This is a genomic window from Bordetella genomosp. 11, assembly GCF_002261215.1.
GTDB lineage: Bacteria > Pseudomonadota > Gammaproteobacteria > Burkholderiales > Burkholderiaceae_B > Bordetella_C.
In genome coordinates, this window is the sequence record NZ_NEVS01000002.1 from 103,746 (window position 1) to 118,601 (window position 14,856).

Here is a 14,856-nt window from a genome sequence, read left to right on the forward strand (position 1 = left end):
TTTTTAAGCTGCCGTGATGCACTGTTCTAGGGCATCCATAGGACAACTCTTAGGGCGTGCGGATCCGTGACCGAATATTACATGCCGGTCAGGGCAGGCCAATGGGGGATTTCGAGTGGGGCGGGCGGTCGATAGCGTGGGGAGAGGGGGCGATGGCTGGGCGCGAATAGCCAGCGAACAGGCCCGGCAAACATGCCCAGCAAACCGGTGCGGCAAATAGGCCAGGCCGTAGGCGGCTCGCCTTCAACATCGATTGCGGTGCAAAAGCGGGTGGCCTCGCCGGGTGGAATCGAACCACCAATTGACCCTTAGGAGGGGCCGGTTATATCCATTTAACTACGGCGAGACGTGCTTTTCCCGGGTTGGCGAGCCCCCGGCTGCCGGTCTTTTATGGCGCCTTGCTTCGCGTTTAGGGGGCAACGAGCGGCCGGGCCTGGAACGGCGGGGGCCGGGCACGTTGGCGCTAGCTGGGAAGCCAGTCCTAACGCCTTGATTTTCCGGGCTAAGTGCGGCCGAAACTATATCATGAATCGCCGTCGCGCTCGGCGTCGGCGGCCTTGCGGCCTGACGTGGCGCGGGTGCCTGGCGCGATGGCCGGACACGGCTCGCCGACGGGGCTGGCCGGCGCGGGAAGGGTGGGGGCGGTGCCGGCCGTTTGCGCAAGTCCACGCCAGCTTCTCGTCAGATTAGTAATGTTATAACATTACTCATCGTCTGACTCTTTTCACATCCGCGTCTTTTCATCGTTTTCGTGCCGCCCTGTCCCCCCTGGGCCGCCATCGCCATGCAGCCCACAGAGCATTCCGCGCAGCGCCACCTGGTCTACCAGCGATCCTTTCTGGCCCGGCCGGCCGTGTACCGCTTGTTGTGCGTGTCGACCGTTCTTTGCGGCTTATGGCTTGCGATCGCCTGGGCGGTGGCGCTGCCATGACGGGCTACGCCATCCGCTTATCCGACGTCACCCTGGCGTACGACCGGCGTCCTGCCGTGCACCATCTATCAGGGGTCTTTTCCCCGGGTAGCCTGACGGCGGTGGTCGGACCGAACGGCGCCGGCAAGTCGACGCTGCTCAAGGCATTGATGAAAGAGGGATGCCACATCGACGGGCTTATCGATCGCGGCACGCTCAGGACAGAGGACTTCGGGTACCTGCCGCAGGCGAGCACGATCGAAAGGCAGTTCCCGCTTACGGTGGCCGATGTCGTGCTGCTGGGTGCCTGGCGACGCATCGGACCCTTCCGGGGCGTGACGCGGGCCATCGCCGAAGAGGCGGCAGGCGCGCTGGCTGCCGTGGGCCTGGATGGCTACGAGCGCCGCCAGGTCGGGTCGTTGTCGGGCGGGCAGATGCAGCGCGTGCTGTTTGCGCGGCTCCTGCTTCAGGATGCCAAGGTCGTCCTGCTGGATGAGCCTTTTACCGCCATCGACGCCGCCACGACGCGCGACCTGTTGGACATCGTGCGGCGCTGGCACGGCGACGGCCGCACCGTTATCGCCGTATTGCACGACTTCGACCTGGTGCGCTCGTATTTTCCTGAAACGCTGCTGATCTCCCGCCGCCCGCTTGCCTGGGGGAAAACAGCGGATGTCATGACACAGGAAAACCTGCTGCGCGCGCGCGGCTTGGGCTTGACGGAGTCCTGCGACGAGAATGCCGGCGTGCGCGGGGAGGCAAGGGCATGAGCCTGTATTCGGCGGTCGTGCTTCCCTTCGCGGAATATGGATTCATGCGCCGCGCCTTGGTGGCCTCGGTGGCCTTGGGTCTGGGAGCTGGGCCCGTCGGGGTGGTGTTGATGCTGCGACGGATGAGCCTGGTGGGCGATGCCATGAGCCATGCCGTGCTGCCGGGCGCGGCGATCGGGTTTCTTGTCTCCGGCGGGCTGTCCCTGTTCGCGATGGGAATCGGCGGCGTCATCGCGGGATTGAGCGTCACCTTGTTGTCGGGCGTGGTCAGTCGCGGAACCGCCCTCAAAGAGGACGCCAGTTTCGCGACGTTCTACCTGGCTTCCCTGGCGCTGGGGGTGCTGATCGTATCGCTGCGCGGATCGAACATCGACCTGCTGCATGTGTTGTTCGGCACCATCCTGTCTATCGACCGGGATGCCATCTTCATGGTCGGGGGCATCGCGTCCTTCACGCTGGTCGCGTTGGCCCTGGTGTATCGGCCGCTGGTCGCCGAATGCTTCGATCCCGGCTACCTGCGCTCGGTCAAGGGGCATGGGGCCTTCTACCACCTGCTATTCCTGTTCCTGCTGGTCGTCAACCTGGTGGCCGGCTTCCAGACGCTGGGCACGCTCATGGCGGTCGGCATGATGATGCTGCCCGCGGCGGTTGCGCAGCTCTGGGGCAGGACGCTGACCGCGATGGCCATGATCGCCGCCGCGGTGGCCGCATTCTCGGGGTTCCTGGGATTGTTGCTGTCCTATCACCTCGAACTCGCATCGGGCCCGACGATCATCCTGGTGATCAGCGGGATCTACGTGTTGTCGCTGCTGGGAGCGCCCTCGGGCATTCTGGCGCGACGGTTAAAGCGTCCGCGCCTGGCGGGCTGATTCAGAGCAAAGGAATGTCGGCATGATAGGAAAACGCGTATTGCGCACGGCGGCCGGTAGCGCCGTCATCTTCTTCGCGGCGATGAACGCGGCGGCTGCAAAGACTATCGACGTCGTCGCCAGTTTTACGGTGTTGGCCGATGTGGTGAAGCATGTCGGGGGCGACCACGTCGCCGTCAGGAGCCTGGTGCCGCCGAACGGCGATCCGCACGACTTCGAGCCGTCGCCCGCCGATGCCAGGAGGGTGGGCGCGGCCGCCGTCACCTTTATCAGCGGCGAAGGCCTGGAAACCTGGTTCCAGCGGCTGGCGAAAGCGGCCGGCGCCAAGGCGCCGCCGGTGGTCGTATCGCAAGGAATCGAAACGCATACCTTCGACGAGGACGGCAAGCGCGTCATCGATCCTCATGTGTGGAACAGCATTCCCAACGTCCTGGTCTGGGTCGGCAACATCGAGCGGGCCCTGGCCAAGGCCGACCCGGACGACGCGCCTGCCTTCCAGCGCAACGCCGATGCGTATCGTGCGCGCTTGCGGGCGCTGGACGCGGCTATCCGCGCGGACCTGGCGGCCGTGCCGGCCGAACGCCGCAAAGTGTTGACCAGCCACGATGCCTTTGGCTACTACGGCAAGACATACGGGGTGCAGTTCCTCGCGCCGCAGGGCTTGTCGACCGAGACCGAAGCCTCGGCCGCCGACGTCGCCAAGCTGATCGAGCAGATCAACAAGGAGCACGTACGAGTCTATTTCTTCGAGAACTCGAACGATCCGCGACTGGTGGAGCAGATCGCCAAGGCGACGGGGGCCCGGCCAGGCGGAGAGCTCTACCCCGAGGCATTGTCGGACTCGAAGGGCCCCGTGCCGACCTATGAAAAGTTGATGCGATTCAACACCGACCAGATCGTGAAGGCCATCTCGAAGTAGGCGTGGCCGGTCGGCAGCGCCTACGGGGCGCAGCCTGTGCCGTCCGGGGCTGACAGGCGGTTAACGCAGCCCTTAGGCCAGTTGCCACGTGCCCAGTACCTTGCCCTGGGCTTTGTCCTGGGTGGGCGCCGGGGAGGCATCTTGGTGTAGCGGCTGCGCAAAAGGAGCCAGGAGCTCTTTCAGTTTGTCGGCCATGGCGCGGGCCTGCGGCTGTACCGATTCGATCGCTTTTTGCAGCCTTTGCTCGTCCGGGGCGCCGCTACTGCGGGATTTGGACATATGTTCCATCATGGGGAAGGGGTCTCTTCCCCGGCCTACCGCGATCTCGCAATTACGCTTGACCTCCTTGGAGTAGAGGTCGAGAAATTTAGCGGCGTATCCCGACGAGCTCGACCCTTCGACGCTTTGCATATTGCGCAGGACCGCGTCGATCATCTCCATGGTTTCGATGACCTGCGCTTCTTCATGGACCCCACGCTGCATGAGGAGAAGCTTGGCTTCGGCCAACAGATTGGTCATTTGCCCCTTCGCGGTTTCGCGGGTCGAAACAAGGTTGTCCAGCGTCTGCTGCATGTTTGCCTTGACCGTCTCGTCCAGGAACGGCTGCCGGAGCATGAAACCCAGCGACGTGATGGCGGACTCGTTGTGCTTGGCGACCTCTCCGCCGTAGTACGCGAGATCCGAAACCTGCATTCTTTTGTCAGGGTTGGCGGGATCCGCATAAATGCGTTCGGCCACGCACATGACGCGGTCCGCGTCATAGAGAGCATTTCCCGATATCCCGCGGGCATTGAGAAACGAGCGATCTTCCCCCGTGATAAGTTGCAACTCCGCGTCGTCTTGGTTTCGTTGCGCCAGATACGCCGGGTCGCGGCTGAACACGATGGCATTTACCAATGAATTTCCGCTGATGGTCATAGTTGAAATCTCCATGTAGCTATTGATCCGGGAGCCGGTCAATACGGGCCGTTCGTGCATAGGGTGGCCTGGCGGTTCCGGCCCGTCCCCATTTGTGTTGCATTGCGGACGGGATTACCACCGGGACGTTGCGAATGCCGGGGAGACCGGGCAATCGCGATACGGGCGGGACGTCGAAGTCCCGCCGCGTATGCGCCGCATGCAGGCCGGCATGGGGCATAACCATGCCGGCGCACAGAGCCTCGGATGGCGTTATGCCTTTTGCCACCAGGTCGAGGATTCACCCGGCATTTCGTCCGGCAATTTCCTGGCTTCGCCGGGCGTCTCGTCCGGACGCGAAATCTGCGCATAAGGGCGCAGAACATTCTTCAGCTCTTCGGCCATGAAACGGGCCTGCGGCCGTATGGATTCCATCGCGCGGTCGAATTTCTTATCGAATGATTCAGCCGTTTCGTGGCAGTGAGGTAATTGGTCTATCAGGGGATATGGGTCTCGGCCGTTTCCTACCGCAAGCTCGCAAGCCTCTTTGACGGCGTGGGAATAGACCTCGGCGAATTTGCCGGCCTGTGCGGATGTTCCTGCCTTTTCAAAGCCCTGGATATTGCGAAGTACCGCGTCGATGATTTCGATGGCTTCGGCGACTTGCGCTTCGCCATCGACGCCGCGCTGGGCGACCACGAGTTTGGCCTCCTCGAGCAAAGCGGTCATTTGCCGGCTCGGTATCTCCGTGGTTGTCACCATGTTGTACAGCCTGTCCTCCAGGATGTCCTCGGCCTGCCTGTCCACGGATCTGTGCCCAGGCGTGCGATTCGTCGACTCAATTTGCGACTCCTTGCCCCGCACCGGCTCTCCGCGGAAATAGGCCGGCGGATTTATCTTGTCGGGCTCGGCGGGATCTGCATAAACGCGTCTGGCCAGGGCGACGAGGCGGTCCTTATCGACTCTGGGGCGGCCGTGTACCCCTCGGACATTGATGGATGCGATGTCTTCCTTCGCCAGGCGTCTTTCCAGGTGCGTAAGCGTATCGTGCATGGCGCCGTCAGGCACGGCCGTATAGGTTGTTCCGATGTGCGGTACTGAACCGGTATTCATGTTTCGAAACTCCATGTGGTTATTGATGCGGGGTCCGATCAATGCGGGGGCTTCGTGCCGGTGGGTAACAGGCCGGTTCCTCTATGTCCCTAATTTATTGCCAATGCGGACGCGATTACCTGGCGCAGCTTCGGCGCATGGGTGACGCCGCCCGCTCCGCCCGCCGGGGTGCGCGCACGATGAACCGCCTGCCGGACGCGGGCACAGCGCGCGCCAGGGCGTGGGGCGCCGCGACCTGCTAGAATCTCGATTGGCGGGCCCCTTCGCATGGTCCGGCGGTGAACCTGGTCAGGTCGGGAACGAAGCAGCCATAGCCGTTTAGGGTCAGTGCCGGAGTAAGGCTCGCCTTCCGCATACGCCAGAAAGGACGGATCAGGTGCCCGGCATCGTTCCGTCCTTTCTTGTTCTGCGCGCCGCCCGCTCTACAATCCACCCATGACCTATCTCGTATTGGCCCGTAAGTGGCGGCCTCGCTCGTTCGATACCCTGGTCGGGCAGGATCATGTGGTGCGCGCCCTGACGCACGCGCTGGATACCCAGCGGCTGCATCATGCCTGGCTGTTCACCGGCACCCGTGGGGTCGGCAAGACCACGCTGTCGCGCATCCTGGCGAAGTCCCTCAATTGCGAAACGGGCGTCACGTCCAAGCCGTGCGGCGTGTGCCAGGCATGCACGGAAATCGATTCCGGCCGCTTCGTCGATTACCTCGAGCTGGATGCGGCCTCCAATCGCGGCGTCGATGAAATGACGCAATTGCTGGAGCAGGCGGTATACGCCCCAGGGGCGGGGCGCTTCAAGGTCTACATGATCGACGAAGTGCATATGCTTACCGGCCATGCCTTCAACGCCATGTTGAAGACGCTGGAAGAGCCGCCGCCGCACGTCAAGTTCATCCTCGCGACGACCGACCCTCAGAAGATTCCGGTCACGGTGCTGTCGCGTTGCCTGCAGTTCAACCTGAAGCAGATGCCGCCCGACTCCATCGTCGGCCATTTGCGCCAGGTGCTGGGCGACGAACAACTGGCCTTCGAAGTGCCGGCGTTGCGGCTGATCGCCCAGGCCGCTTCCGGCTCCATGCGCGATGCGTTGTCCCTGACCGACCAGGCCATTGCGTACAGCGCGGGCAACCTCACCGAGGAAGCCGTGCGAGGCATGCTGGGTACCATCGACCAGCGGCACCTGGTACGCCTGCTGGACGCGCTCGGTGCCGGCGATGCGCCGGCCGTGCTGGCCGTGGCGGACGAGCTGGCGACCCGCGGGCTGTCGTATGGCGGTGCCTTGGCGGACCTGGCGGGGCTATTGTCGCGGGTGGCCATCGAGCAGCGCGTGGCGGGCGCCATCTCGTCGGACGATCCGCTGGCGGGCGATATCGCCCGCCTCGCACGCAGCCTGCATCCCGACGCGGTGCAGCTTTTCTATTCGGTCGCCGTGCACAGTCGCGGTGAACTGGCACTTGCACCGGACGAATACGCCGGCTTCGTGATGGCCTGCCTGCGCATGCTATCCCTCAGCGGGGAGGCCGGGCCGCAACCCTTGCCGGCCATGCCGCCGGCGTCGAGCACGACAGGCTCTACGGCATCCGCGGCCGCGCCCGCGCCCGCGCCCGCGCCCGCGCCCGTTGCGGCAGCCGCACCGGTCGAGCCGCGCGGGGCCGCGGCGCCGTCCGTATCGACTGCGCCGTCTGCATCGACTGCGCCGGCCACACCGGTTGCTCCGGCTGAGCCTGTCGCACCGATGGCAGTGGCCGCCGCGACGCCATCGAACCGCTCGACGACGCCCAGCGTATCGGACCCAATCGAGCCCGCGGCCGGAATGGCGATGAACCGACCGGCGTCGACAATGCCTTCGGCCGGCGCGGCCGCCCTGGCGGTGACACCGCCAGCCGCGGCCACCGCCCCCGCGCCCGCGCCGACAGCCGTTATCGCCCCGTGGGACGAGGCGCCGGAATCCACCTCCGGCCAGGCCGCAGGTCCCGATGCGGCGGCCCGCAGCGCGCCGCGCGATGACGATGCGCCGCCCGCATGGGTCGATGAAGTCATTCCCGACGACGCGGAAGGCGGCTATCCGTCCTCCGGCCCCGATGACGGGGGCTTTATCGCAAGCCCCGACGATGACGATTTCGAAACCTTGGCGGCGGCTACGGGTGCCCGTGCGCCCGCCATGCGGGATGCCGCGCCGGTGCGCCCCGCGCGCGCTCCCGGCGCCCGCGCTCGCCAGCGGCCGCGCGTGACGGACATGTCCGAGGCTACCTGGCCGGAATTGGCGGCGCGCCTGCCCGTGACCGGCCTGGCGGCCGAATTGGCCCGGCAGAGCGAGTGGCACGGTGTGCAGGGCGATACCGTTATGCTTCGCGTCGCCGTCCGCACGCTGGCCGACAGCGCCAGCCGCGTGCGCCTGCAGACGGTGCTATGCGAACACTTCGGCCAAAGCTTGCGGCTGGATGTCCTGGTGGGCGCCACCGGCGATGCCACCGCGCACGCGGTGGCGCAACACGAGCGCGCCGAACGGCAGCGCGCCGCCGAGGCCGCGGTCGAGGCCGACCCCTTCGTGCGTTCCCTGCTCGCGGATTTCGGCGCCCAGGTCGTGCCCGGATCCATCCGCCACGTCGATCCACCGGCGGCGGCGCCTCGTTAGGCGCCCACGCCACCCTCTATTTGTTTATCCGCTGAAAAGGATGCTTCCATCATGATGAAAGGACAATTGGCCGGGCTGATGCGTCAGGCCCAGCAGATGCAGGAAAACATGAAGAAGGCGCAGGAAGCGCTGGCCGACATCCTGGTCGAAGGAACGTCCGGCGGCGGCCTGGTCAAGGTGACCATGTCGTGCCGCAACGACGTCAAGCGCATCGTGATCGATCCTTCGCTGGTCGGCGACGATAAGGACATGCTGGAAGACCTGGTCGCGGCCGCCTTCAACGATGCGCTGCGCAAGGCCGAAGCCACCGCCCAGGAAAAAATGTCCTCGGTGACGGCCGGCATGCCCATGCCGCCGGGAATGAAGTTCCCGTTCTGAACAGCCGGCACGCCGGCGGCGCACGCGTCACGCGTGCCGGCCGGCGTCCGCATGTCCCATGGATCCTTCCCTTCCCGAACCCGAACCCCTGCGCGCGTTGATCGAGGCGCTGCGGCGCCTGCCCGGCGTGGGCGTGCGTTCGGCCCGGCGCATGGCGTATCACCTGCTGCAGCACGATCCGCGCGGCGCGGACCTGCTCGGCCAGGCCTTGGCGTCGGCGGTGCACAACCTGCGGCATTGCGCCCGCTGCAACAACTTCACGGAAGAAGAGATCTGCGCCACGTGCAGCAATCCCAAGCGCGATCCCTCCCAGTTGTGCATCGTCGAAACGCCCGCGGACTTGAACATGATCGAGTCCAGCCACGGCTATCGCGGCCTGTACTATGTGCTGATGGGCCGGGTTGCTCCCCTGGAAGGCATCGGGCCGCGTGAACTGGATTTCGAGCGCCTGTTGACGCGCGCGACCGACGGCGCCGTGACGGAGGTCATCCTGGCGACCAATTTCACGGCGGAGGGCGAGACCACCGCGCATTTCCTTGGCGAGGCCCTGCGCGAACGCGGCCTGTCCGTGACGCGCCTGGCCCGGGGAGTGCCCGCCGGCAGCGAGCTCGAGTACGTGGACGCGGGTACGATCGCATGGGCCTTGATGGAGCGCAAATCCACTTGACCGCCGTGAGTCTGTCGATTTCGCGACCGGCGGGCCGCGACCGCATCGTTCGGCGCGGCCACGCCCATCGCGCCGACCGGCTCGACAGCCCAAAAGCATAGAAGCAAAAGCCTCGGCAGGCCGGGTCGGCGGACCCGCGCGCCAGTTGGCGAAGACAACGGAGACTGCCGCCATGTCGGCCTTGGCCGGATTGAAAGTCCTTGAACTGGGTACCCTGATAGCGGGGCCCTTCGCCGCGCGCCTGTTCGGCGAATTCGGCGCCGATGTCATCAAAATCGAAACCCCCGATGGCCCGGACGGCAAGGGCGGCGGCGACCCGATCCGTACCTGGCGTCACCTGCACGAGGGCAACTCGCTGTGGTGGACGGTACAGGCGCGCAACAAGCGTTCCGTCGCGCTGAACATGAAGGACCTCGCGGCCCGCGAGATCGCCTTGAAGCTGGCGCTGGACGCGGACGTGATCATCGAAAACTACCGCCCCGGCGTCCTCGAAAAATGGGGCCTCGGCTATGAGCAGTTGCGGGCGCTGAATCCGGCCACCATCATGGTCCGCCTGTCGGGCTATGGCCAGACCGGGCCGTTGCGGGATCGTCCCGGCTTCGGGGCGATCGGGGAATCCATGGGCGGCCTGCGCTATGTGTCCGGGCATCCGGATCGCCCGCCGGTGCGCGTGGGCATATCGATCGGCGACTCGATCGCCGCCTTGCACGGTGTCATCGGTGCCATGATGGCCCTGCGCCATCGCGACGCGACGGGCGGACGCTGGAACGGCAGCGCCGGCGGCCAGGGCCAGATGGTGGATGTGGCCCTTTACGAGGCCGTTTTCAACATGATGGAGAGCCTGGTGCCGGAGTACGACGTCGCCGGCGTGGTGCGGGAACGCACGGGCGGCGCCTTGCCCGGTATCGTGCCGTCCAATACGTACACCACGCGCGATGGGCAGAATATCGTGATCGCCGGCAACGGCGATGCCATCTTCCATCGCCTGATGCTCGCCATCGGCCGCGAGGATCTGGCTCACGATCCCGCGCTGGCGCGCAATGACGGCCGGGCACGGCGGGTGGGCGACATCGATGGCGCCATCCAGGCATGGTGCGATACGCGCACCATCGACGAGGCGCTGGACGTGCTGCAACAGGCGGATGTGCCGGTCGGCAAGATCTACAGCGTGGCCGATATGTTCCGCGACCCGCAGTTCCTGGCACGCGGCATGATCGAACAGCACAGTTTTCCGGACGGCACGCCGGTCAAGCTGCCGGCCGTCACCCCCAAGCTGTCGGAAACGCCCGGCGCCACACGGTGGCTGGGCCCGCGCTTAGGGGAACATACCGAGGAAGTACTGAAATCGCTGGGGTATGATGCTGCGGCTATCGCCGCCCTGACTGCCTCGGGCGCCATCGGCACATAGGATTCATCACCTGGAGACAAGAAAATGTCCGTGACTCGACGTGAATGGCTCAAGCTTGCCGGCGCGGCTGGCGCCTTGGGCCTGGCCCCCGCCATCGTGCGGGCGCAGAAGCTGGAAAAGAAAGCGGTCGCAATCGCCGTCGGCGGCAAGCCGCTGACCTACTACCTGCCCCTTACCATCGCCGAAGTCCGCGGCTATTTCAAGGATGAAGGCCTGGATGTCACCATCGCCGACTTCGCCGGCGGCGCCAAGGCGCTGCAGGCCGTCGTGGGTGGCAGCGCGGATATTGTCTCGGGCGCATTCGAGCACGCCCTGAACCTGCAGTCCAAAGGGCAGTTCTACCGCGATTTCGTCTTGCAGGGCCGTGCGCCGATGATCGGCTTCGGCGTGTCGACCAAGACCATGGCGAACTACAAGTCGCCGGCGGACCTCAAAGGCAAGAAGATCGGCGTAACCGCGCCCGGCTCGTCGACCAACATGGTGGTCAACTTCTTCCTGGCCAAGCATGGCCTGAAGGCCTCCGATGTCTCCATCATCGGCGTGGGCGCCGGCGCCGGTGCCATCACCGCGCTGAAGACGGGCCAGATCGATGCCATTTCGAATACCGACCCCGTGGTCACTTCCCTGGAGCACTCGGGCGACCTGAAGGTCATCGTCGATACCCGCACGCTCAAGGATACGCGCGAAATCTTCGGCGGCAATATGCCGGCCGGCTGCCTGTACTGCGCGCAAAGCTACATCGATGCCAATCCGAATACCGTGCAGGCGCTGGCCAATGCCATCGTGCGTGCCGACAAGTGGATCCACGCGCAGAAGAACAATCTGGACGCCATCGCGAACGCGGTGCCCAAGAGCTACCTGCTTGGCGAGCCGGAGGTCTACAAGGCCTCGCTGCGCGCCAGCATGGATGGCTTTTCGCCGGATGGCATGTTCCCCGAGGACGGCGCGGCCACGGCCGTCAAGGCGCTGGCGGCCTTCGTGCCCGATTTCGATCCCAAGAAGGTCGACCCGTCCAAGATGTGGACCAACGAGTTCGCCAAGCGCGCTAACGAGAAGTATCCGAATGGCTGACGCCGCACTGTCGCTGGACAACATCACCTGCACATTCGTTTCCCGCGAGGGCGGCGCGCGCTACACCGCCGTCCGGGAAGCGAGCCTGTCCATCGCCCCCGGCGAATTCGTATCGGTGGTGGGGCCGACCGGTTGCGGCAAATCCACGCTGCTCAATGTCGGGGCCGGCCTGCTGGCGCCGTCGTCGGGCCAGGTGCGCGTGTTCGGCGAGCCGCTGTCCGGCATCAATCGCCGGGCGGGCTATATGTTCCAGGGCGAGGCGCTGATGCCCTGGCGCAATGCGCTGGATAACGTGACCGCCGGGCTGCAGTTCGCCCGCATATCGCCGCAGGAAGCCGCCGAACGCGGCGGCGAGTGGCTGCGCCGCGTGGGCCTGGGCGGTTCGGAGCAGCGCTACCCGCACCAGATGTCGGGCGGCATGCGCAAGCGCGTGATGCTGGCCCAGACGCTGATCCGCGATCCCGACATCATTCTGATGGACGAGCCGTTTTCGGCCCTGGATATCCAGACGCGGCAGTTGATGGAAAACGAGGTCCTGGAACTCTGGATGGCCAAGCGCAAGGCCGTGCTTTTCATTACGCACGACCTGGACGAGGCGATCGCGATGAGCGACCGGGTGGTGGTGTTGTCGGCGGGGCCCGCCACGCATCCCATCGGCGAATTCTCCATCGACCTGCCGCGTCCGCGCGACGTGGCGGAAGTCCGCACGCATCCACGCTTCGTCGAACTGCACGCCGCCATCTGGGATGTGCTGCGCGAGGAAGTGCTCAAGGGCTACGCCCAGCAGAAACGGGCCTGACGGCCTTAACGGAAGGAGCCTCGCGCTTCCGCGTCCATTATGATCAAAACCGGTTCCAAATCCCTGCGCATCTGGCAGGTGTCGCTCCTGGTAGTGCTGCTGCTGGGCTGGCATATCGCCTCGCGCAGCCCCAACATCGCGTTTTTCTTCGGCCAGCCCTGGGAAGTCGCCCAGCGGATCTGGGCCTGGTTCGTCACCGACGGGGATATCTACCGGCATCTGTGGGTCACCCTGGCCGAGACCGTACTGGCCTTCGGGATCGGCACGGTGTCCGGCCTGGCCTGCGGCCTGTGGCTGGGGCTGTCGCCCAAGGCCAGCGCCATCCTGGACCCGTACATCACCGCCGCGAATTCCATGCCGCGCGTCATCCTGGCGCCCATCTTCGGCATGTGGTTCGGACTGGGTATCTGGTCCAAGGTGGCGCTGGCGGTCACGCTGGTGTTCTTCATCGTATTCTTCAATGTCTACCAGGGTGTGCGCGAAGTCAGCACGACGCTGCTGGACAATGCCCGCATGCTGGGCGCAGACCGTCGCCAGCTGCTGCGCTACGTCTACCTGCCTTCGGCCACCAGCTGGGTGTTTTCCAGCCTGCACACGTCGGTAGGCCTGGCCTTCGTCGGCGCGGTCGTCGGCGAGTACCTGGGCTCGGCCAGCGGCGTGGGCTACCTTATCCTGCAGGCGGAAGGCACGCTGGACGTGAACACCGTATTCGCCGGCATCGTGGTGCTGACGGCATTCGCCCTGGTGCTGGACGGCCTGGTGACGCTGGTCGAGCGCCGCCTGATGAAGTGGCAGCCGCGCGCCGGCGAAACGGAAAAAGTCTAGCCCACCCCAGGTAGCCCACCCCCGAAAGCGCTGCGCGCTTTCCCCCTCAAGGGGGCGACGCCGGAGGACCGGCGGAGCCGGATCCTCGGCGTCCCCGCTTGGCCGCACCTGTTTTTTGCGTGGGGTTGTCCCACCCCCGAAGCGCTGCGCGCTTCCCCCTCAAAGGGGGCGACGCTGGAGGACCGGCGGAGCCGGATCCTCGGCGTCCCCGCTTGGCGGCACCTGTTTTTTGCGTGGCGGTGTGGTGGGTTGTTTCATCCCGAAGTGTTGCGCGCTTCCTCTTTTTTGGGGCGGGGTGCGGGTGGGGTGGATCGGCCGGAAAGGACCGGCTGGCGCGGCTTTCGGGGGAAAAAGGCCGTTCGCGGTATAATCCCAAGGTTTGTTTACTGATTCTGAAACCGGGGTTTATCGTGCTGCCGCAACTTTTTCCAGGGCTTTTTTCCGAGAGGTCCGATGGCGTGCATCGGCCTTCTCCTGCAATTCTGGCTCTTGCGGACGGTACCGTGTTCCGAGGCATCTCCATCGGCGCGCCGGGGCATACCGTGGCCGAGGTCGTGTTCAACACGTCCATGACCGGCTACCAGGAAATCCTGACCGACCCCAGCTATGCCGGCCAGATCGTCACGCTGACCTATCCGCATATCGGCAACACCGGCGTCAATGCCGAGGACGTCGAATCGCGCCAAGTGTTCGCTTCGGGGCTGATCGTGCGTGATTGCCCGGCGCGCGTGTCGAATTTCCGCGCCACCAGCTCGTTGCCTGAATACCTCAACGCGCAGGGCATCGTGGCCATTGCAGGCATCGATACCCGCAAGCTGACGCGCATCCTGCGCGAGAAGGGCGCCCAGGGCGGCTGCATCCTGGTCGGCACCGACGTCGACCAGGCCGTGGCGCTGGCCCGCGCTTTCCCCGGCATGTCGGGCCAGGACCTGGCCAAGACGGTGTCCATCGAAACCCGGGGCGAATGGGACGAAGGCACGTGGCACCTTGGGGAGGGCTATGCCCATCCCAAGACCGGCAAGTACCACGTCGTCGCCTACGACTTCGGGGTCAAGAGCAATATCCTGCGCCTGCTGGCCGATCGTGGCTGCCACATCACGCTGGTGCCCGCCCAAACCCCGGCCGAGGACGCGCTCAAGCTGAATCCCGACGGGCTGTTCCTGGCCAATGGCCCTGGCGATCCGGAACCCTGCGACTACGCCATCGAGGCGACGCGCGCCTTCCTGGACCGCAAGCTGCCGGTCTTCGGCATCTGCCTGGGACACCAGATCATGGGCCTGGCCGTGGGCGGCAAGACCCGCAAGATGAAAACCGGCCATCACGGCGCCAATCATCCCGTGCAGGACGTCGGCAGCAAGCGCGTCTTCATCACCAGCCAGAACCACGGCTTCGAGGTCGATGCGGCTACCTTGCCCAAGAATGCCCGGATTACCCATATTTCGTTGTTCGACGGTACGTTGCAGGGCTTCGAACTGAGCGACCGGCCCGCGTTCTGCTTCCAGGGTCACCCCGAAGCCAGCCCGGGGCCGCACGACATCCTCGTGCTGTTCGACAAGTTCATCAGCCAGATGGCCGGCCAAGCCAAGACCGCGTAAA

Annotated in this window: 13 protein-coding genes, 1 tRNA gene and 1 other RNA gene; 12 read left to right on the plus strand and 3 right to left on the minus strand. The window is 65.2% G+C overall.

The features are described from left to right. Positions 1 to 271: 271 nt before the first annotated feature. Positions 272 to 346: transfer RNA gene (locus tag CAL28_RS07025), tRNA-Arg, on the minus strand. 581 nt (positions 347 to 927) lie between these two features. Between CAL28_RS07025 and CAL28_RS07030 the strand changes: the two genes are divergently transcribed. The 3 genes from CAL28_RS07030 to CAL28_RS07040 are packed head-to-tail and all read left to right on the plus strand — an operon-like array spanning position 928 to position 3,468. After that, positions 928 to 1,680, plus strand: coding sequence for a metal ABC transporter ATP-binding protein (locus CAL28_RS07030; RefSeq protein WP_094840731.1), 753 nt, complete (start codon positions 928 to 930; stop codon positions 1,678 to 1,680). Next, complete coding sequence (locus tag CAL28_RS07035; protein WP_094840732.1) at positions 1,677 to 2,549, plus strand: metal ABC transporter permease; 873 nt, start codon at positions 1,677 to 1,679, stop codon at positions 2,547 to 2,549. Before CAL28_RS07030 ends, CAL28_RS07035 begins: the two co-directional genes overlap by 4 nt. Positions 2,550 to 2,571: 22 nt before the next feature. Then, on the plus strand, positions 2,572 to 3,468 hold the full coding sequence (locus CAL28_RS07040; RefSeq protein ID WP_094840733.1) for a metal ABC transporter solute-binding protein, Zn/Mn family: 897 nt from the start codon (positions 2,572 to 2,574) through the stop codon (positions 3,466 to 3,468). A gap of 72 nt (positions 3,469 to 3,540) precedes the next feature. Here CAL28_RS07040 and CAL28_RS07045 read toward each other — a convergent pair whose 3' ends face one another. Together CAL28_RS07045 and CAL28_RS07050 are read right to left on the minus strand one after the other, a co-directional pair. Next, positions 3,541 to 4,386 carry a hypothetical protein gene (locus tag CAL28_RS07045; RefSeq protein WP_094840734.1) on the minus strand — a complete coding sequence of 282 codons (846 nt, stop codon included), beginning with the start codon at positions 4,384 to 4,386 and terminating at the stop codon, positions 3,541 to 3,543. 252 nt (positions 4,387 to 4,638) lie between these two features. Next, entirely contained in the window at positions 4,639 to 5,478 is an 840-nt protein-coding gene (locus tag CAL28_RS07050) for a hypothetical protein (RefSeq protein WP_094840735.1), read from the minus strand. Between the two features lie 252 nt (positions 5,479 to 5,730). Between CAL28_RS07050 and ffs the strand changes: the two genes are divergently transcribed. The 9 genes from ffs to carA all read left to right on the plus strand — a co-directional run bounded on the left by ffs (position 5,731) and on the right by carA (position 14,855). Further along, positions 5,731 to 5,828, plus strand: an RNA gene (ffs, locus tag CAL28_RS07055) — signal recognition particle sRNA small type. 85 nt (positions 5,829 to 5,913) lie between these two features. After that, a complete protein-coding gene (locus tag CAL28_RS07060; RefSeq protein ID WP_094840736.1) occupies positions 5,914 to 8,112 on the plus strand; it encodes a DNA polymerase III subunit gamma/tau in 2,199 nt (732 codons plus the stop codon). A gap of 51 nt (positions 8,113 to 8,163) precedes the next feature. Beyond that, positions 8,164 to 8,490, plus strand: a complete 327-nt coding sequence (locus tag CAL28_RS07065; RefSeq protein ID WP_094840737.1) for a YbaB/EbfC family nucleoid-associated protein — start codon at positions 8,164 to 8,166, stop codon at positions 8,488 to 8,490. Between the two features lie 58 nt (positions 8,491 to 8,548). After that, a complete protein-coding gene (gene recR / locus CAL28_RS07070; protein WP_094840738.1) occupies positions 8,549 to 9,157 on the plus strand; it encodes a recombination mediator RecR in 609 nt (202 codons plus the stop codon). A gap of 172 nt (positions 9,158 to 9,329) precedes the next feature. After that, complete coding sequence (locus CAL28_RS07075) at positions 9,330 to 10,565, plus strand: CaiB/BaiF CoA transferase family protein (RefSeq protein ID WP_094840739.1); 1,236 nt, start codon at positions 9,330 to 9,332, stop codon at positions 10,563 to 10,565. A 24-nt stretch (positions 10,566 to 10,589) separates the two neighbouring features. After that, positions 10,590 to 11,636, plus strand: a complete 1,047-nt coding sequence (locus CAL28_RS07080) for an ABC transporter substrate-binding protein (RefSeq protein ID WP_094840740.1) — start codon at positions 10,590 to 10,592, stop codon at positions 11,634 to 11,636. After that, the gene (locus CAL28_RS07085; RefSeq protein ID WP_094840741.1) at positions 11,629 to 12,435 is read left to right on the plus strand and encodes an ABC transporter ATP-binding protein; all 807 of its coding nucleotides are present in this window, start codon (positions 11,629 to 11,631) and stop codon (positions 12,433 to 12,435) included. Before CAL28_RS07080 ends, CAL28_RS07085 begins: the two co-directional genes overlap by 8 nt. A 39-nt stretch (positions 12,436 to 12,474) precedes the next feature. After that, complete coding sequence (locus CAL28_RS07090) at positions 12,475 to 13,260, plus strand: ABC transporter permease (protein WP_094840742.1); 786 nt, start codon at positions 12,475 to 12,477, stop codon at positions 13,258 to 13,260. 410 nt (positions 13,261 to 13,670) lie between these two features. Next, positions 13,671 to 14,855 carry a glutamine-hydrolyzing carbamoyl-phosphate synthase small subunit gene (gene carA, locus CAL28_RS07095; protein WP_094840743.1) on the plus strand — a complete coding sequence of 395 codons (1,185 nt, stop codon included), beginning with the start codon at positions 13,671 to 13,673 and terminating at the stop codon, positions 14,853 to 14,855. The last annotated feature ends 1 nt before the right edge of the window (position 14,856 follow it).